Raw genomic sequence first — 17,714 nt, 5'->3', positions numbered from 1 at the left:
GGGGTTCTTCTTGGGGTTCTTCTTCTCTTCCAGCCGATCATGATTGTACTCAATGCCCGTTGCCGCATCACGGCATCGAGCAGAGGCATAGCAGCTTGCGCTGGCATCGAATCAGCGAACCATCATTCTGAAGCAACTCTTCAATGCAAGGCCCGGTTATGGCCACCTCCCGCCACCCCCGCATGGGGGTAGACCCTGCAGGGCAACTCCATTGACGATCCAGGCAGCTCCGCAAAGGCAGGGAGTGTTGATGACCATGGAAGCCACGCTCACCATCGGTGAACTGGAAGCCAAGTACTTCATGTACTGCAAAGCCATGCGAACGATGGTGAGCGAGGGTCGATCAACCCAGGAGATCGAGCGCTCACTGTGCTGGCACCGGATGGCTCTGCTGCATCGCTCGCTGCCGGCTCAGTACAAGGCTCCAGATCATCTCCTCCTGTCGCTGCGCCGCTGCCAGAGCATCACACCGCTCGATTGATCCCCTGCGGGGGCAGCGTCAGAGCGCCGGCAGAGGCAACAATCGTTTCCATTGGATCACCAGCGAGGGGGCGATCATGAAACGCGAACGACGAACGGTCGCCGACAGCAGCTGTGTCGGCCTCACCTCAATGCGCTGGGGCCGTGATGGCGAACTGCCCGCCGACACACTCCACTGCATCCTGGCTCGATTGAGAACCCTCGACGCCGATGCCGGCCGGACCGACAGCCAGCCCCCGTCCACCACGTCTCCACCCTCTGCTCCTGATCCCGCGCGATCAGAGTGAACCGGAGGTTGTGAGCGGCAGTGACGCCAGGGTGTGGTCCCGCCAACCGGATCCGATCCGTTCACTGACCAGTGGCGTGACGGTGAGGCTCAGGGGGGCGCCGGGTCCCACGTCGATCCGCAGGGCGCTGTAGGGGCGCGTTGCCGGATCCGGACCGATCGCGCCGCGTCCGATGAACAGCTCGCTGGCGGCCACGACCCGCTCGCGCCCGGCCCCATCCCGCTCTCGCACCTGACCGCCGCCGGCCCCCTGCGGCCTGAGGCTGTAGCCGCTGCCGCCGCAGATGAGCCAGGGGATGCCGGCATCGGCATGACCGGTGTCGCCGCAGCGGATCAGCTCGAGGCAGTGGGCGTGTCCGGTGAGCACCAGATCCACCGGGGTGCGCCCCCCGGCAAGGCCGGCCAGGGCCGAGGCCACCGCATCGAAGACGCGCCGCAGCTGATGGCGCACCGCCAGGGTGGCGGGGTCAGGGGCCTTGGTGGCCTCGCTCGAGTAGGCGGGGTGGTGGCAGACCAGCAGGCGCCCCCGGCAGCCGGGATCGCGCCAGGAGGCGATCAGACCCCGCTCCAGCCAGTCGAGCTGCTCCTGATCGACCGGCTCACGGCTGCCGTGGGGGGCAGTGAAGGTGTTGGTGTCGAGGGCGAACACATCCACCCCCGCCTGGCGGAAGCGGTAGTAGCGGTTCGGCAGACGCGTGAAGGCACCGGGCTCGTAGCGAAGGCAACGCGTGCCGTCCCAGCGCGCCACGTAATGGCGATCGAGGTGCTCACTGAGCTCGGCCTCACTCAGGCCGGCGAGCCCATCGAGAAAGGCCGCGGCGTACACGCCCCCCGCGCCGGAGCCGTGCCAGCCGCAATCGGGCTCAGCCCACCAGCCCAGCTGCCGCCGCAGCGGTGCCGACAGGCCGGAAAGCAGCGCCACGGGAGCGGAGAGGTCGTAGTAGTCGTGGTTGCCGGGGACCGGCAGGAGCGGCTGGTTGAAGACCATGCGGTCGTGCGGCAGTGTCTGCCAGCGGTCTCCATCCACCAGCCAGTCCCGGTAGGGCCGCTGGAAATTGGCCCGATACTGCTCCGCCGCCCCCACCAGATAGACCACATCGCCGGTGTGGAGGAGGAAGGCCGCCCCCTGGCGATGGGGGAGCAATCGCTCGGCGATGCGACGGGGAGGGCTGTGGCGCCGATGCCGGCCGGTGCCGCTGTCGCCCACCACCAGGAAGTGCCATGCCGGCCAGGCGCCATCGGCCTGCGGCAGCTTCGGCAGCATCAGCCGGGTCTGATCGACTCCGAGGCGCTGCATCAGCGGGTCCCGCCAGCGGACCCACCCCGCCATGCGGGCGATCTTGGCGGCGATCGGTGGGTCGCTGGCCAGGTTGATCCCCATCAGGGGAGGGCCTGCTGCAGCGGCGCCACCACGGTGAGCGCTCCCGGGAGGGAGCGGAACTCCACGCTGGAAGCCTCGAGCATCTCCCCATCCACCACCAGCTCCTGGGCCGGATCAATCCGGATGCGGAGGGCATCGGTGCGCAGGGAGAGCAGGTTCTCGTGGGTGGCGGGCACCCGGCCGAGCGCCGAGCCCGCCAGAGAGGAGAGCACCTGCAGCCCCTCCAGTGTCCCGCTGGGGGTGGCCACGATCACATCGAGCAGGCCGTCGTCGGGAACGACGGTGCCGAAACCCTGGGCCATCACCGAGGTGGCGGGAGCGACGTTGGCCACCGTGATCGCCATGGCTTCCAACTCTTGCGTCTCGCCGTTCAGCTCAAGGCTGGCCCGGAACGACCGCTGAGCGCCGAACTGCTGGGCGCCCGCAAGGATGTACGCCAGCGGGCCGAGAACGTTCTTCATCTCGCGGCTGGCCTTGCTCACCATGCCGGCCTCGAAGCCCAGCCCGGCCAGCAGGATCATCGGGTTGCCGTTGCAGAGCGCGGCATCCACGCGGCGGGTGTTGCCGATCAGCAGGTTGGTGCAGGCGGCCCGCAGGGCCGTGGGAATGCCCAGAGCCACCGAAAAGGCATTGGCGGTGCCGCGGGGAACGATGCCGAGGGGAATGCCGGTGTCGAGCAGGGCGCCGGCGACGGCGCCCACCGTGCCATCGCCGCCCGAGGCGATCAGCATCGATTCGCTCTCGTGGGCCTGATCGGCCTCGATCGCCTGAATCTCCCGCACCAGATCGCGGGCCTGATCGGCCGGGTCCACATCCGGGCGGGTCATCACCACCCGCACCATCAGCTGGGGCTCGAGGAAGCCGCGGATCTGGGCCAGCTCCTGCTCGGGATTGCCCTGACCGGCCACCGGATTGAAGATCAGATAGCCGATGCGGCTCCGGGCCAGGCCGCGCACGATCGCGGTGGCGGAGGCTTCGTTCAGCGCCAGGGGGATCTGACGCAGCAGAGCGGCCCGCACCAGGCTGACCGCCTCGTGATGGGCCAGTTCGCCCGGATCGGGACGCTGGAACGACAGCACGCCGCTGATGGCGCCACTGAGGATGCGGGAGGCCAGCACCAGATCGCCCCCGTCCCGCAACGGCGGTGAGGCACTCACCTCCAGGTCCTGCAGCGCGGGCCGGCGGCGGATGGCGCCGAGCACCTCCTGCGGTGCGATCAGCTCGAAGCCCTCGAGCAGGGCGCGGTGGCTCTCCAGCCAGCGCGTCAGCGACTCCGCCAGCGCGGGGGCGGCGTGCAGAACCAGAGCGCTGGGCATGACTCCAGGCGGCTGAAGCCAGTCTGCCGGCGGGGCCGGGAGCCGGCCGGCGTAACGATCCTGCCGACCTGGGGCCAGGGCACGGTCGCTCCGGCGCGGCGTGGTCACGCTGTGAACAGCGGCAGTGCCATCCATGCGGCAGTCCCCCGTGCGCGTCCTCCGCTGGCCCGTCGCGGCGGCCGCCGCCGTCGCCCTGTCCCTCACGCTGGCCGCCGGCGGGGCGCCGGCTCAGCCGGCGCCGGAGGGTCTGCGGCCCGGAGCCCCCTACGACGTGCTGCGGCGGTCGCTGCAGGCATCGGGCTGGCGCCCCGTGCCGCGGCCCGGCGGGGAGCACGGCTGTGTGGAGGGGGATCGCCGCTGCGAGCGCTTTCTGGAGGCCTGGGCCTGCTCGGGCACGGGAGCCGCGTTCTGCCGCTTCCAGTGGCGTGGGACCGATGGCGAGGAGCTGATGGTGATCACCGCCGGGGGAGACGGCCGCAGCGGCGAACCGGGCACGGTGAGCCACTGGGACGACGGTGGCGCCAGCCCCCACTGAATCGGGGCCCGGCGGCATGACAGCCCGCGGCTGAAGCGGCAGCATGACGCCAGCCCCACAGCACCCCAGCCCCATGGCAGGCCTCCGGACGGCACATCGCTCCAGCTCCGCCGCCGTGGCGGTGCTGGGTCTGCTGCTCAGCGCGGCGCCGCTGACGGCATCGGCCCGGGCGGAAGGCTGGCCCCCGGCGCCGCTGAGCCTGCACTCGAGTTCCCCGGACGGCACGATCACCGCCGAAACCCTCTACGGCGACGGCTCGGTGGTGCGCCGGGAAGCCGGTCCCGGCGGCACCCGCGAAACGGTCCGCTCCGGCATCGCCCGCGTCTGCACCCAGACGGTGTCCGGCGGCGTCGATGTGAGCAGCTGCAACTGAAGCCGGGCTGAGGGCCGGAGCCATGCGGCCGCCCCTCAGAGTCCGCCGCACTCCCGCTGCAGGCTCCGCAGCAGTTCCGAGGTGGACGCACGACGATCCACCTGCTCCGCCTGCATCAGCATGTCGGCCCCCAGCCCCAGAGCCTGGGTCTGGCATGGGTACCGACTGGCGCGTTCCGCCGCCCGCTGCAGGGCCTCCAGTTCGATCAGAGCCCGGCGGCAGATGGAGGGATCGGAGGTCTGCAGGCAGCGGTTCACCGCTGCACCGACCCGGCTGAGCAGGGCGGTTCGCGCCGGCTGGATCGGCAGGAGGGACAGGATCAGCAGGGCTGAAACAATGGAGCCCACCGCCGCCGCAGAAGGATGTACACCGACTGGACCTCCGTTCTGGTCCTGCTGCTCACCGCCCTGCCCCTCGGGGCCGTGGTCGCCACGGCGGTGTTCTTCATCGTGCGGCAGAAGCGACAACAACGTCGGTGATCGGCTCGGTCGCGGTGTAGGTCAGCAGGGTCGATGACGCAAGCGGGCCCGGTCTCGCGGCGATCCGTCCGCTGCCGAGACATTGGAGGCAGGTGCGGAACCGCTGATGGTCCAGACGCAGCACCCCGCTTCCGCCGCAGTGGTGACAGTGCGCCATGGCGATCCGGTTGGAATCTCCTGACACTCTTGGACAACAGCGCGTCCGAAAACCGGTTCAAAGCGGAAGCTTTCCTGTAGGTACCTGCTGCGCCTGCTGAACCGCGGCGGAGGCCTGGCTCCGGAGCTGGTGCTCCAGATCCCGTCCCCGCCACTCCCGGGCGAGTTCCGCCGCGCTCAGGCGGCTGCCGCCGGGCACCAGCCCGACACTCGCCGCCAGTCGGCCGATCACATCCGGCGCTTCCATGCCTGCCTCGCGCAGAAGCTTCAGACCCGCCGAACCCTCACGTTTGGCGAGACGCCGGCCGTCTGGATCGCGCCAGAGCGGCAGATGGCCATAACGGGGTGGTGTGGCTCCCAGGGCCGCCATCACGGCGACCTGGGGAGCGGTGGCGCTCCAGAGATCCTCACCGCGCCACACCTCGCTGATGCCCAGCAGCAGTTCATCCACGGCCGTGGCCAGGTGATAGGCCACCACACCGTCGGCGCGGCGGACCACCACATCCCCCACATCGGCGCTGGCATCCAGACCGCCCTGCCGGCCCAGTCGCTCCTCCCAGACCAGCCGTCCGGGCGGGAGTCGCAGCCGCCAGCTCGGCAGTCGCTCCTGCCGCCAGCCCCAGTCGGGCGCCAGGCCGCGGCAGTGGCCCGGGTAGGGCCCTGGAGCACCGGATCGGCCTCCCGCTGCCTGGCGGAGCAATCGGCGGCTGCAGCGGCAGGGGTAGAGGCTGCCGTCGCGGCGAAGGGCACTGAGCACGCTGCCGTAGAGACCGCGGCGTCTGCTCTGCTGAATCACCTCCCCATCCCAGTGCAGACCGAGCCAGTGCAGGTCGCTGAGGATGGAGGGAATGGCCCCGGCGCGGTTGCGGGGCGTATCGAGGTCATCGATGCGCAGCAGCCAGGCACTGCCCTGAAGGCGGGCCTGGAGCCACGAGAGAAGGGCCGTGCGCAGGTTGCCCAGGTGCAGGCAGCCGGAGGGGGTGGGGGCAAAGCGCGCGGCGGAGAATTGCCCTCTCTGACGCTGAGCGGCCTCGATGGCCGTCAGCAGGTGATCGGGAAGCATGAGCCCGACCCGGACGGTGCCGGGTCATGAGCCGTGACGGGGAGCGTGGCCGCGGCGCCGGGGCCGGATGGACTCACTCGCCTTCCTGCTGGACCCGCTCCTTGAACATCTTGCCGGCGGTGAAGGCGGGCACTTTCTTGGCCGGAATCTTGATCTTCTCGCCGGTCTTGGGATTCAGACCCTGACGAGCCGAGCGATCGCGGCGCTCAAAGGAACCGAAACCGAGGATGGACACCTTCTTCCCCTCCACCACGGAATCGATGATGGTGTCGATCGCGGCATCCACAACGGTGGACACATCGGCCTTGGTCAGATCGGTGCGTGCGGAGACCAGTGCGACCAGATCAGCTTTATTCATCGGGGAATGCAGCGGAAGCGGGGGGTGAAAACTCGCGTGACGGGCAGGCGAGCGTTGGCGCACCGAGTGACCGGAAGCGCTGCTCGTTCAAACGGGCGGCAGAAGCCGCCTCATCACTGATAAGCGCGCCAATCGTATGGAGAGCGGGCCGGTTCGGCAACCACAATCACAGGCTGCATCCGGCTTCCCACTCGGGACCGGTGCCGGGGAGAGGGCCGGCGCAGGGCACAAGCGGATCGGCTCCAGCCGCGACCGACGCCCCTCCCGAGGCGATCGAGAGCGGCCAGGCGTCCGCCAGCCGGCTGGACAGGTGCCGCAGGCTGCGCAGCTGGCGCGGCCAATGAAAGGTGGTGGCCCCGGCGACGGGGCGCAGCTCCCCACCGGGGGCCGGCAGGAGCAGACGACCGCAGAACAGGATCCGGTGGGGTCCGCCCGCATGCAGCACGCAGCTGCCGGGCGTGGGGCCCTGGGCCCAGTGCAGCCGGAGGTCCGCCGCCAGGGCCAGCTCCTCGGCGAACGGCTGCAGCGCCGGGTTGCCGGGCAGCAGATAGGCCTCCTGCTCCTGAACCAGAACAGGCCAGTCGAGAACGGCCTGAATCGGAGCGAGGCCTGCATGGCCGAGCCGGGAGGTGAGCAGGATCCGGCCGTTGGCGGCAGCGAGCGAATCGAGCAGAGCCAGGGCGTGCTCACCGGCGGCGGGCGGATCGATCAGCACGGGCCCGTCCGCATGCAGCAACAGCCAGGCCGTGGCGCCAGCGGCCAGGCGATTGGGGGGGAAGATCCAGAGGTCGGGGCGCAGGCGCCTGGGCCGAGCGGCCGTTTCCCGGGTCATGGCTCGCCTCTCGCGCCGGATCTGCGCGACTAGCCTGAACCAGCTGAGCTCTGCGGACGTGACCCTGATCCACCGGGGGAGGCCGTGGCCCCTCGGGTCCTGCGTCACCGCGCGCGGTGTGAACTTCTCGGTCGTGGCTCCCGCTGCCACCCGGGTCGAGCTGCTGCTGTACGCCGATGGCCAGGCCAGCGAACCGGCGCGGGTGATCGCCCTGGGGGAGGAGAACCGCTCCGGTGATCACTGGCATGTGGAGGTGGAGGAGACCGGCATCGGCACCTGCTACGGCTATCGGGTCTTCGGCCCCCTGGAGCCCGGGGGGCATGGCTTCAACCCTTCCAAGGTGCTGCTGGACCCCTGTGCCCGGGCCATCAGCGGCTGGCCGGTCTATCGCCGCGATCTGGCGGTGGGGCGCCGCACCAACAGCGCCGCCTGCCTCAAGGGGGTGGTGACCGAGCGGGAGCGGTTCGACTTCCAGTCCGCACCGCGGCCGCGCCACCGCTGGCGCGATTCGGTGATCTACGAACTGCATGTGGGCGGCTTCAGCCGCGGTGACGGCTGCGGTGTGGCGCCGGAGCGGCAGGGCACCCTGCTGGGACTGCGGGACAAGCTGCCCTACCTCAAGGACCTGGGGGTCACCGCGGTGGAGCTGCTGCCGCTGATGGCCTTCGATCCCGCCGATGCGCCGACGGGGCGGCAGAACTACTGGGGCTACAGCCCGATCAGCTGGATGGCGCTCCACCCCGCCTACCAGGTGGGCAGGGATCCGCTGGCGGGCCGCGCCCAGCTGCGGGAGCTGGTGGCCGCCTGCCACCGCCACGGCATCGAGGTGATTCTCGATGTGGTGTACAACCACACCAGCGAAGGCAACCAGGACGGGCCCACCCTCAGCTGGCGTGGGTTCGGCGACCGGCTCTACTACCACCAGAACGCGCGGGGCGACTACCTCGACGTGAGCGGGTGCGGCAACACGATCGCCGCCCACCGGCCCCTCGTGCGGCGGTTGATCCTGGAGTCGCTGCGCTGCTGGGCCCTGGAGCTCGGCATCGACGGCTTCCGATTCGACCTCGGTGTGGCCCTGAGCCGCGGCGAAGGACTGACCCCCCTCGATCACCCGCCCGTGTTCGAGGAGATGGAGGCCGACCCCGAACTCAGCGATCTGAAGCTGATCAGCGAACCCTGGGACTGCGGCGGTCTCTACCGGCTCAATGACTTTCCCGCCCGCCGCGTGGCCACCTGGAACGGTCGCTTCCGCGATGACGTGCGCCGCTTCTGGAAGGGGGACAGCGGCACCACCTGGCCGATCAGCCAGCGCCTCAGCGGCAGTCCGGACCTGTTCGACGGGCGGGGGGCGGGCAGCGGCCGGCTGGTGAACTTCCTCACCGCCCACGACGGCTTCACCCTGCTGGATCTGCTCAGTTACAACCGCAAGCACAACCTGGCCAACGGCGAGAGCAACCGGGACGGCGACAACCACAACAACAGCTGGAACCACGGCGTGGAAGGCCCCTGCAGCGACCCGGCCGTGCAGGCCCTGCGCGCCCGTCAGCAACGCAACCTGCTGGCCAGCCTGATGCTCAGCCCGGGGACCCCGATGCTGCTGATGGGAGATGAGGTGAACCGCAGTCAGGGCGGCAACAACAACACCTGGTGCCAGAACAACCCCCTCGGCTGGATGCACTGGCCCAGCGACGAGGAGGCCTGGCGGATGCGGGAGTTCCTGCGGCGACTGCTGCGGCTCCGCCGGGAACTGGCGGATGTGATCGACCCGGCCACACCGATGAGCAACGCGGCCGCAGCGCCGGAGAGCAGCCTGGTGCGCCGCTGGCGCAGCTGGCACGGCGTGAGCGTCCAGCAGCCCGACTGGGCCGAGTGGTCCCACTCGATCGCCTGGAGCGTGGAGGAGCGCCACGGCGGGGCCCGGCTCTGGTGCGGCATGAACGCTTACCACGAGCCGATGGAGTTCACCCTGCCCATCTGCCAGAACCCCTGGCTGCTGCGGATCGATACGGCCCGACCGGCCGGCGAGGATCTGCCGGCCACCCCCGAAGCGATCGGCGGCGCCACCTCGGTGCCGCTTCAGCCCCGCAGCCTGGTGCTGCTCACCGACAGCGGCGGGGGCTGAGGCAGCGGCGGCCGATCAGTCCCCCCCGGCTCCCAGGCACTGGGCCACCACCTCGCGGGTGTTGGGGGAGAGCTCGGCACCGCTGAGCTGCTCGAGGGCGTCGCGCATGCGCGCACGACGCTCCGGGCCGTAGCTGCCCCAGCGGCTGAACAGCTTGGCCATGCGGGAGGCGGTGATCGCATTGCGGGCGTCCACCTCCAGCAGGCGCTCGGCGAGGAAGCGATAGCCCGACCCATCGGTGGCATGGAAGGCCGGCACGTTGCGGGAGAAGCCGCCGAAGACCGAGCGGATGGTGTTGGGCGCCAGCGGATCGAAGGCGGGATGCGCCATCAGCCGTTCCACCCGGGCGATGCCATCGGCGAACGGCGCCGAGGCCTCCAGTGCGAACCAGCTGTCGAGGATCACCGGCCGGTCCCGCCAGCGGTCGTGGAAGGCCTGCAGGGCGCGCTCCCGCCAGGCGCCGCGGTGCGCCTGCAGGGCCTGCAGACCGGCACGGGCCAGGCTCATGGAGCGGCCATGCACCGCCGCCGCCGCCGCCTCCATCACGCCGGCATCCCCCGCGGCCGTGCGCCAGCGCCAGAGCAGGGCGGTGAGGTCCCGCTCACCGGCTCCGGCCGGCCAGGGCTCGGCCCAGCCGGCTTCGCAGAGGGTGAGCACACCGGCCACCGGCTCCTGCAGCGCGTCCCCCACATGGCTGAGGAAGGCTTCGCGGGCCGCGTGGAGGGCGAGGGGATCGGGCTCCGGCAGCACCGCTTCGAGATCGGCGAGGCCGGGGGTCAGCAGCAGGCAGCAGCGCTCGGCCGGCTGAAGACGGCCGTCCCCGAGGATGCGCCCGAACGCCTCCAGCAGGCCCTGCTCCAGGGCGACATCCGGCTGGCCGCCGGCCCGGGCGATCAGCGCCTGCCGCTGCAGGATCTGGCCGGCATCCCAGCGGGCGAAGGCGTCGTCGTCATGGGCGAACAGATGCAGCAGCTCGGAGGTGGGCCGTTCCATCTCCACCAGCACGGGCGCCGAGAAGCCGCGCAGCAGGGAGAGGGCCGGAGCAGCAGCGCCGTTGGTTGCGTCTGCGGTTGTCTCTGCGGTTGCGGATGCCGCTGCGGAGTCCACGCTCAGGACCACCTCAGCCCTGGGCAGATCGAGCAGCAGCAGACGCTCCTCGGCCCGTGACCGGGCCTCCTCCCCCATGCGGAAGGGCAGCCGCGTGCCGTCCGGACCGATCAGGGCCAGCCGCAGGGGGATGGGCAGGGGCGGCTTGGGCTCGGGCTGACCGGGGGTGGCGGGGGTGTGCTGGCTCAGTTGCAGCACCAGTTCGCCCGTCCCGGGCCGCCAGTGACGCTCGATCGCCACCCGGGGGGTTCCGGCCAGCTCGTACCAGCGCCGGAACGCCGGCTGATCCAGGACCGGAGCCGGGGACTCCCCATCGCCGCCGGCGCCATCGGCGATCGCCGCCACGAACTGCTCGGTGGTGGCGGCCTGGCCGTCGTGCCGTTCCACGTAGCGCTGCATCCCGGCCATGAAGGCCTCGGGCCCGAGCACGCCATGGAGCATGCGAATCAGCTCAGCGCCCTTTTCGTAGATGGTTGTGGTGTAGAAGTTATCGATGGCCTGATACTCCGCAGGCTTGACCGGATGAGCGGTGGGTCCGGCGTCTTCGCGGAACTGCACGCTCCGCATCAGAGCCGCATCCTCGATCCGCTTCACCGCCGCGGAGTGCAGATCAGCGGTGAAACTCTGATCACGGAACACGGTGAGGCCCTCCTTGAGCGAGAGCTGAAACCAGTCACGGCAGGTGATGCGGTTGCCGGTCCAGTTGTGGAAGTACTCATGCGCCACGACGCTCTCGATCCGCTCGAGTTCGGCATCGGTGGCGGTTTCGGCATCAGCCAGCACCAGCTTGGAATTGAAGATGTTGAGACTCTTGTTCTCCATCGCGCCCATGTTGAAGTGACGCACGGCGACGATGTTGTACTCGTTCAGGTCATATTCCAGTCCGTACACCTCTTCATCCCAGCGCATGGCCCGCTTCAGCGACGCCATGGCATGGGCCGTGTAGGGCTCATCGCCGGGCTCCACATGCAGGCGCAGACGCACGGGCCGGCCACTGGCCGTGGTGAAGCTGTCGCTCACCTCCACCAGCCGTCCGGCCACCATGGCGAACAGGTAGGAGGGCTTGGGGAAGGGGTCCTCCCAGATCACGCGATGCCGGCCACCCGGCAGCCGCTCGCTGGCTGTGCAGTCACCGTTGGAGAGAAGGACCGGGTAGGTGTCAGCGTCAGCCTCGATGCTGACCCGGTAGCGGCTGAGGACGTCCGGCCGGTCGGGGTGAAAGGTGATGCGACGGAAGCCCTCGGCCTCGCACTGGGTCGTGAGCATGCCGCCGCTGGCATAGAGGCCCTCGAGCGAGGTGTTCTCAGCCGGGTGGATGCGGCAGCGCGTCAGCAGACGGAAGGGCCTCTGCGGCGGCTCGGCGATCCGCAGTTCCTCGGCGGTGCAGTGGAAGGCCTCGGCCGCCAGCGGCTCACCGTCGATGCAGACCGATTCGAGCTGCAGATCGCGGCCGAGCAGCACAAGGTGTCCCGTTTGAGGGTCCGCCCCCGGCGCAGGCTCCAGTTCGAGCTCGGCGGTGACCAGGGTGTGGTCGGCGTGGACGACGACATCCAGCCGGGTGGTGGGGATGGTGAAGGGCCAGGGCCGGTAATCGCTCAGATGGATCGTGCGGGCTGGCCCCATGGCGCATGCGGAACAGAACGGGGCGATCCTGCCGCCCCGGGCTCCTGCCCCGCGACCTCAGGCGGGACGGCTCAGCCGCCGCCGTTGTTCTGAATCGCTTCCTGAACCTTGGTCTTGACCTCGGCCGGCACCTCGTCCGGGCAGATGTCCACCGCTCCGATCACCGCGGAGTTGATCGAACCCTTGCGCAGTTCATCGATCGACAGCTCCTGAGTGCCCACCTGGGCGATCTGGCCCTGGTGCTGTCCCTTGAGAACCTGAGCGATCGTTTCACCGGCGATGCTGACGGCCGTGTCGAAATCCACCTTCGCCGCCCGGGAGATGCAGACGTTGATCGCTGCGATCCGGGTGTAGAGCGTCATGTCCTCACGCGTGGCCGGTGCGGCCTCGGCACGGCCCGGCAGCGCCAGCGGGCTGAGCAGCAGGGAGGCCACCAGCAGCGGACGCAGAGGGGCGAGTGGAGGTCTCAAGGGAGCGGTGCGGATGGGGCCATGCTGGCTCATGGTGGCAATGGCGGAACAGCGGCACGGTGCCGGATCTGATTTCGGCGGATTGACATCGGAGAGTGGGCATAAGCTCACAGCAGCTGACAGCCCAAACCGTGGAGGCGTCTGGGCGGGCGCATCAGAGCCGCGCCTCGGCCGGCGAGGGAGTGGATCCCCGGCCTGAGCTGCGGCTGCTGCTGGTGGCCTCCAAGGCCCATGCCGCCAGCCAGGACGTGCGCTCGATGATGGCACTGCTCGAACAGGACGACTGCGGCTTCCAGGTGACCCTGAAGCTGGCGGACCCCCGCCAGCAGCCGGAGCTTCTGGAGCTGCATCGACTCGTGGCCACACCGGCTCTGGTGAAGCTGCTGCCGCTGCCCCGCCAGACCTTCGTGGGCAGCAATCTGATGCAGCAGCTGAACAGCTGGCTGCCCCGCTGGCAACAGCAGGAGATGGTGTCGTCACTGGGCATGAGCCTGCGCCCGCCCGAGATGGACGGCAGCCGCAGCCAGCGGGAGCTGCAGCTGGAGGACCAGCTGCTGGTGCTGCGGCAGGAGAACGAAACGCTGAGCGAACGGCTGGGGGTGCAGGAGCGACTGCTGCGCATGGTGGCTCACGAACTGCGCACGCCCCTCACAGCCGCCACCCTTGCGCTCCAGAGCCTGCACCGGGGACAGATCGACCGGGAGCGGTTCGAGGATGTGCTCTCCCGCCGGCTGCGGGACATCGAGATGCTCTCCAAGGATCTGCTGGAGATCGGCACCACCCAGTGGGAGGCGTTGTTCAACCCGCAGCGGCTGCTGCTCAGCCACGTGGCGGCCGAGGCGATCCTGGAGCTGGAGAAGCTCTGGCTCGGGCGCAACATTGAGATCAGCACCGACATCCCCGCCGATCTGCCGCCGGTCTACGCCGACCAGCGCCGCATGCGCCAGGTGCTGCTCAACCTGCTGGAGAACGCGCTCAAGTTCACCCCGGACGGGGGCCGGGTGTCGCTCACGATGCTGCACCGCACCAACCAGTGGGTGCAGGTGAGCGTCTGCGACACGGGACCCGGCATCCCCCGCGATGAGCAGGAGCGCATCTTCCTGGATCGGGTGCGCCTGCCCCAGACCTCCGGCACCACCTCAGGCTTCGGGCTGGGGCTCTCGGTGTGCCGCCGCATCGCCGCCGTGCACGGCGGACGCATCTGGGTGGTCTCTGAACCGGGGGAAGGGGCCTGCTTCCATTTCACCGTGCCGGTCTGGAACCGGCAGGTCGCCACGGGCTCCGCCGCTTCGCCGGCCTCAGAGTCGCGGGTGGGACCACCGGGACCAGCGGAGGATTCCTTGACGGACGGTCCCTTCGATCCGTAGTTTCTTTGCACGACCGGGCTCTGGAACAGGACCGGATCGTGGCCTCGCCCCCATCGTCTAGAGGCCTAGGACACCTCCCTTTCACGGAGGCGACAGGGGTTCGAATCCCCTTGGGGGTATCCAGCAGCGGATCAGATCCGCGACTCGGCTTCCTGCTGCACGGCCCTCAGGTTGGTGCTGAGGTCGTGGCGGAGGCGCTGCTCGATCAGATGGATCGGCATGCCCACGCACCCCTGGACGGTGAGGGCATACAGGAGAGAGGTGCCGGCCTCCATGGCACTCACCTGCCACAGCCCCTCGAAGCGGCGGAAATCTCCCTTGACCATGCGGAAGGTTAGGGAGCCCCGCTCGGGCGCTTCCGTGAGTTCGAGCTGGACCCGGGCGGTGAAGTTCACACCGAAGAGCTTCTGGCTGCCCACCTGATCGAGGGTCACCACGCGACCGGAGCGGCGCACCACGCGACTGGCCGTGAGATTGGGGATGAAGCGGGACAGGCCTTCGTAGTCGGTCAGCACCCGCCAGAGCAGGGACGGATCCACTTCGCTGACCAGGCGCACGGCGAGGCGACGGCAGCCGCCTGGGAGCCGCTCCATCTCCTGATAGATGGTGTTGAGGCTGCAGTGACCCTCCACACCAGGGCCGGCGGGGAGCAGCGCGGCCTCATGGGTGGGGGGGAACAGAGGCTGGTTCGAGTGAGGGGTGGTGCTCTGAATCAACCGTTTCGCTGGCTCCGGCCGCCGGGAGTGCCGCAAGACTGGCAGGAACCGGCGCGAACCGACCTGCGCGTCCTGTGGGGAGACAATCGCGAAATGTAGGCCGCATCAGACGTGGTGCCTATGATCCGGCCGTCCATCAACGCCCCGACACCATGCGCGTGACCACCGGTTCCCCTCGTCAGGCCGATGACCGGTCCTTCACGCTGGTGGTGGTCGGGCTGCAGGTGGGTCGCCAGCGGCGGGCGGAGCAGCGCCTTGTGGTGCCGTTCTCCCAGCTTCAGGCCACGGTGAAGATGGTCACGGCCCAGGGGGGCACCATCAAGGCCGTGATCCCAGCTGATCAGCCATCCACGACCGACATGCCCGTCGAATCCGAAGCCACGGCAGCCGCCGAACCCACCCCGGCTGCCGCGCCCGCCACGCCTCCGAAGCCGGAGAAGGTGCCGGTGAACATCTACAAGCCCAAGACCCCCTTCGAAGGCAGCGTGGTGGAGAACTACAGCCTGCTGGGTGACGGCGCTCTCGGGCGGGTGCAGCACATCACCTTCGATCTCTCCGGGGGCGACCTGCACTACGTGGAGGGCCAGAGCATCGGCATCATTCCCGACGGAACCGATGCCGACGGCAAGCCCCACAAGCTGCGCCTCTATTCCATCGCCAGCACCCGCCACGGCGATTCCATGAGCGACAGCACCGTGTCGCTGTGCGTGCGGCAACTGCAGTACGAGAAGGACGGCGAGACGATCAACGGCGTCTGCTCCACCTTCCTCTGCGACATCGAACCCGGCGCCAAGGTGCGCATCACCGGGCCGGTGGGCAAGGAGATGCTGCTGCCGCCCGATGAGGACGCCACGGTGATCATGCTGGCCACCGGAACCGGCATCGCTCCGATGCGCGCCTACCTGCGCCGCATGTTCGAACCCAGCGAGCGTGAGAAGAACCCCCACTATCAGTTCAAGGGGAAGGCCTGGCTGTTCATGGGAGCCCCCAAGACCGGCAACCTGCTCTACGACGACGATTTCCGCCGCTACGAGAGCGAGTTCCCCGACAACTTCCGCTACACCAAGGCCATCAGCCGCGAGCAGAAGAACCCCTCCGGCGGTCGCATGTACATCCAGGACCGGGTCATGGAGCATGCCGACGAGATCTTCGAATTGATCAGCCAGGACAAGACGCACGTCTACATGTGCGGCCTCAAGGGCATGGCACCCGGCATCGACGAGGCGATGACCAAGGCCGCCGCTGCCCGCGACCTGGACTGGAACGACCTGCGGCCCAAGCTCAAGAAGGCCGGCCGCTGGCACGTCGAGGTCTACTGAGGGCCTACTGAGGGACCCCGGCGAGCGTCTCCGCACCCCGTCACGCCCCCCGCAAGGGGGGCTTTTCTGTGGTCAAACGGCCATAAGCGCAACAGTGCCCACTCCGGCGCTGGAGCCTCGGCCGATCCGTGCCTAAACCTGATGGGAGCCCACCCCGTCAGCCGGGGCCGCCATGACCGCCACGCTCACGAACCCGCTGCGCGTCGGATTGCGCCAGGAGCGGGTGATCACACCCCAGTGCCTCGTGATCTTCGGTGCCAGCGGCGATCTGACGCACCGAAAGCTGATCCCGGCCCTGTTCGAGCTCTACCGGCAGCGCCGCCTGCCCACCGAGTTCGCGGTGCTGGGTTGCGCGAGGCGCTCCTGGAGCGATGAGGAGTTCCGCGAACGGATGGCGGAAGCCCTGGGCGACACCGTGAGCGAGAACCGGGCGGCCTGGGATCAGTTCTCCGCCGGCCTGTTCTACGAGCCGGTGGACCTGCAGCAGCCCGAGCACCTGGTGCGCCTCAGCGGTCGCCTCGATGTGATCGATCGCCAGCGGGCCACCCGCGGCAACCGCACCTTCTATCTCTCGGTCTCGCCCACCTACTACGGCAGCGGCTGCCGTGCCCTGGCGGGGGCCGGGCTGCTGAGCGACCCGAAGCGCACCCGCGTGGTGATCGAGAAGCCCTTCGGCCGCGATTACGGCAGCGCGCAGGCGCTCAACCGAATCGTGCAGTCCTGCGCTCAGGAAAATCAGATCTACCGGATCGATCACTACCTGGGCAAGGAAACCGTCCAGAGCATTCTTGTGCTTCGGTTCGCCAACACAATCTTCGAACCGATCTGGAACCGCAATTACATCGCCAACGTCCAGATCACCGCCGCCGAGACAGTGGGCGTGGAGGAGCGGGCGGGGTACTACGAAACCTCCGGCGCCCTGAGGGACATGGTGCAGAACCACCTCACCCAGATGCTGGCCCTCACCACGATGGAATCGCCGGGCCGGTTCGATCCGGAATCGATCCGCAACGAGAAGGCCAAGGTGCTGCAGGTGGCGCGCCTGGCCGATGAGCAGGAGCCCTGGCGCTGCTGCGTGCGCGGCCAGTACGGAGCCGGAGGCACCAGCGCCAGGCCCCTGGCGGGCTACCGGCAGGAGCCAGGGGTGGACCCGAACAGCACCACCGAGACCTACGTGGCGATGAAGCTGTTCGTGGACAACTGGCGCTGGCAGGGGGTGCCCTTCTATCTGCGCACCGGCAAGCGCCTGCCCAAGCGTCTGAGCGAGGTGGTGCTCACCTTCCGCGAGGCACCGGTGCACCTGTTCGACAGCGCCGGCGCCAGCCCGACCGCCAATCAGCTGATCCTGCGCATTCAGCCCGATGAGGGAGCGGAGTTCCGCTTCGAGGTGAAGGCTCCGGGCTCCGGCATGCGCAGCCGTCCGGTGGACATGGAGTTCTCCTACGACAAATCCTTCGGCGAGCCCTCCGACGAGGGCTACGTGCGGCTGCTGGCCGACGCGATGCTCGGCGATCCCACCCTGTTCATCCGCGGCGACGAGGTGGAGGCGGCCTGGCGCCTCTACACACCGCTGCTGGAACTGATCGAGGACAGCCCCTGGCAGCTGCCGGTGCATCCCTACGAGGCCAGCACCTGGGGGCCGGCCGCCTCTGATTCCCTGCTCGCCCGGGACGACCTGCTCTGGCGCCGCCCCTGACGGCAGCCGTCATTCAGCCCACACCCCGCCACGTC

Annotated in this window: 16 protein-coding genes and 1 tRNA gene; 8 read left to right on the top strand and 9 right to left on the bottom strand. The window is 69.2% G+C overall.

All coding sequences use genetic code 11. From position 1 onward, the window contains the following. Positions 1 to 256: 256 nt before the first annotated feature. The gene (locus EVJ50_RS01070) at positions 257 to 481 is read left to right on the top strand and encodes a DUF3136 domain-containing protein (protein WP_370455556.1); all 225 of its coding nucleotides are present in this window, start codon (positions 257 to 259) and stop codon (positions 479 to 481) included. A 277-nt stretch (positions 482 to 758) separates the two neighbouring features. Here the strand turns inward: EVJ50_RS01070 and EVJ50_RS01065 are convergent, their stop codons facing one another. After that, entirely contained in the window at positions 759 to 2,147 is a 1,389-nt protein-coding gene (locus tag EVJ50_RS01065; protein ID WP_370455555.1) for a metallophosphoesterase, read from the bottom strand. Further along, positions 2,147 to 3,463 (bottom strand): diacylglycerol kinase family protein, encoded by a 1,317-nt coding sequence (locus EVJ50_RS01060; RefSeq protein WP_150881972.1) that lies wholly within the window; start codon positions 3,461 to 3,463, stop codon positions 2,147 to 2,149. Before EVJ50_RS01060 ends, EVJ50_RS01065 begins: the two co-directional genes overlap by 1 nt. Before the next feature lie 133 nt (positions 3,464 to 3,596). On the opposite strand from EVJ50_RS01060, the gene EVJ50_RS01055 reads away from it, so the two are divergent. Beyond that, positions 3,597 to 3,998, top strand: a complete 402-nt coding sequence (locus EVJ50_RS01055) for a hypothetical protein (RefSeq protein ID WP_150881971.1) — start codon at positions 3,597 to 3,599, stop codon at positions 3,996 to 3,998. A gap of 73 nt (positions 3,999 to 4,071) precedes the next feature. Beyond that, positions 4,072 to 4,371: a hypothetical protein gene (locus tag EVJ50_RS01050; RefSeq protein WP_150881970.1), complete on the top strand. Its 300-nt coding sequence runs from the start codon at positions 4,072 to 4,074 to the stop codon at positions 4,369 to 4,371. 35 nt (positions 4,372 to 4,406) lie between these two features. On the opposite strand, the gene EVJ50_RS01045 is transcribed toward EVJ50_RS01050, so the two are convergent. From EVJ50_RS01045 to EVJ50_RS01030, 4 genes are all read right to left on the bottom strand, one after another. Continuing rightward, positions 4,407 to 4,718 (bottom strand): hypothetical protein, encoded by a 312-nt coding sequence (locus EVJ50_RS01045; protein WP_150881969.1) that lies wholly within the window; start codon positions 4,716 to 4,718, stop codon positions 4,407 to 4,409. A 346-nt stretch (positions 4,719 to 5,064) separates the two neighbouring features. Next, on the bottom strand, positions 5,065 to 6,069 hold the full coding sequence (gene gluQRS / locus EVJ50_RS01040) for a tRNA glutamyl-Q(34) synthetase GluQRS (protein ID WP_150881968.1): 1,005 nt from the start codon (positions 6,067 to 6,069) through the stop codon (positions 5,065 to 5,067). A 73-nt stretch (positions 6,070 to 6,142) separates the two neighbouring features. Next, complete coding sequence (locus EVJ50_RS01035) at positions 6,143 to 6,427, bottom strand: HU family DNA-binding protein (protein ID WP_150884755.1); 285 nt, start codon at positions 6,425 to 6,427, stop codon at positions 6,143 to 6,145. A 166-nt stretch (positions 6,428 to 6,593) separates the two neighbouring features. Further along, a complete protein-coding gene (locus EVJ50_RS01030) occupies positions 6,594 to 7,259 on the bottom strand; it encodes an MBL fold metallo-hydrolase (RefSeq protein ID WP_150881967.1) in 666 nt (221 codons plus the stop codon). On the opposite strand from EVJ50_RS01030, the gene EVJ50_RS01025 reads away from it, so the two are divergent. Continuing rightward, positions 7,258 to 9,381 carry a glycogen-debranching protein gene (locus tag EVJ50_RS01025; RefSeq protein WP_150881966.1) on the top strand — a complete coding sequence of 708 codons (2,124 nt, stop codon included), beginning with the start codon at positions 7,258 to 7,260 and terminating at the stop codon, positions 9,379 to 9,381. The two genes, EVJ50_RS01030 and EVJ50_RS01025, sit on opposite strands and share 2 nt — an antisense overlap. A gap of 15 nt (positions 9,382 to 9,396) precedes the next feature. On the opposite strand, the gene pepN is transcribed toward EVJ50_RS01025, so the two are convergent. Beyond that, positions 9,397 to 12,111, bottom strand: a complete 2,715-nt coding sequence (pepN, locus tag EVJ50_RS01020; RefSeq protein ID WP_150881965.1) for an aminopeptidase N — start codon at positions 12,109 to 12,111, stop codon at positions 9,397 to 9,399. Positions 12,112 to 12,182: 71 nt separating this feature from the next. Continuing rightward, on the bottom strand, positions 12,183 to 12,581 hold the full coding sequence (locus EVJ50_RS01015) for a cAMP phosphodiesterase (protein ID WP_225323007.1): 399 nt from the start codon (positions 12,579 to 12,581) through the stop codon (positions 12,183 to 12,185). Between the two features lie 131 nt (positions 12,582 to 12,712). Between EVJ50_RS01015 and EVJ50_RS01010 the strand changes: the two genes are divergently transcribed. Both EVJ50_RS01010 and EVJ50_RS01005 read left to right on the top strand, forming a co-directional pair. Then, a complete protein-coding gene (locus tag EVJ50_RS01010) occupies positions 12,713 to 13,948 on the top strand; it encodes a histidine kinase (protein WP_370455554.1) in 1,236 nt (411 codons plus the stop codon). 46 nt (positions 13,949 to 13,994) lie between these two features. After that, a tRNA-Glu gene (locus EVJ50_RS01005) sits at positions 13,995 to 14,067 on the top strand. Positions 14,068 to 14,079: 12 nt separating this feature from the next. Here EVJ50_RS01005 and EVJ50_RS01000 read toward each other — a convergent pair. Then, complete coding sequence (locus EVJ50_RS01000) at positions 14,080 to 14,664, bottom strand: SRPBCC family protein (RefSeq protein WP_370455553.1); 585 nt, start codon at positions 14,662 to 14,664, stop codon at positions 14,080 to 14,082. A 152-nt stretch (positions 14,665 to 14,816) separates the two neighbouring features. Here EVJ50_RS01000 and EVJ50_RS00995 point away from each other — a divergent pair, with 152 nt between their 5' ends. After that, positions 14,817 to 15,983 (top strand): ferredoxin-NADP reductase, encoded by a 1,167-nt coding sequence (locus EVJ50_RS00995; RefSeq protein ID WP_150881964.1) that lies wholly within the window; start codon positions 14,817 to 14,819, stop codon positions 15,981 to 15,983. Positions 15,984 to 16,155: 172 nt separating this feature from the next. Then, complete coding sequence (gene zwf, locus EVJ50_RS00990) at positions 16,156 to 17,679, top strand: glucose-6-phosphate dehydrogenase (protein WP_150881963.1); 1,524 nt, start codon at positions 16,156 to 16,158, stop codon at positions 17,677 to 17,679. The last annotated feature ends 35 nt before the right edge of the window (positions 17,680 to 17,714 follow it).

Source organism: Synechococcus sp. RSCCF101 (genome assembly GCF_008807075.1).
Lineage (GTDB): Bacteria > Cyanobacteriota > Cyanobacteriia > PCC-6307 > Cyanobiaceae > RSCCF101.
The sequence above is the reverse complement of the archived record's forward strand: the minus strand, read 5'-3'. Positions and strand labels throughout refer to the sequence as shown.

Coding starts and splice junctions, on each gene's coding strand:
- EVJ50_RS01070 (WP_370455556.1), top strand. CDS start 257: ATGGAAGCCACGCTCACCATCGGTGAACTGGAAGCCAAGTACTTCATG.
- EVJ50_RS01065 (WP_370455555.1), bottom strand. CDS start 2,147: ATGGGGATCAACCTGGCCAGCGACCCACCGATCGCCGCCAAGATCGCC.
- EVJ50_RS01060 (WP_150881972.1), bottom strand. CDS start 3,463: ATGCCCAGCGCTCTGGTTCTGCACGCCGCCCCCGCGCTGGCGGAGTCG.
- EVJ50_RS01055 (WP_150881971.1), top strand. CDS start 3,597: ATGCGGCAGTCCCCCGTGCGCGTCCTCCGCTGGCCCGTCGCGGCGGCC.
- EVJ50_RS01050 (WP_150881970.1), top strand. CDS start 4,072: ATGGCAGGCCTCCGGACGGCACATCGCTCCAGCTCCGCCGCCGTGGCG.
- gluQRS (WP_150881968.1), bottom strand. CDS start 6,069: ATGCTTCCCGATCACCTGCTGACGGCCATCGAGGCCGCTCAGCGTCAG.
- EVJ50_RS01035 (WP_150884755.1), bottom strand. CDS start 6,427: ATGAATAAAGCTGATCTGGTCGCACTGGTCTCCGCACGCACCGATCTG.
- EVJ50_RS01025 (WP_150881966.1), top strand. CDS start 7,258: ATGGCTCGCCTCTCGCGCCGGATCTGCGCGACTAGCCTGAACCAGCTG.
- EVJ50_RS01030 (WP_150881967.1), bottom strand. CDS start 7,259: ATGACCCGGGAAACGGCCGCTCGGCCCAGGCGCCTGCGCCCCGACCTC.
- pepN (WP_150881965.1), bottom strand. CDS start 12,111: ATGGGGCCAGCCCGCACGATCCATCTGAGCGATTACCGGCCCTGGCCC.
- EVJ50_RS00995 (WP_150881964.1), top strand. CDS start 14,817: ATGCGCGTGACCACCGGTTCCCCTCGTCAGGCCGATGACCGGTCCTTC.
- zwf (WP_150881963.1), top strand. CDS start 16,156: ATGACCGCCACGCTCACGAACCCGCTGCGCGTCGGATTGCGCCAGGAG.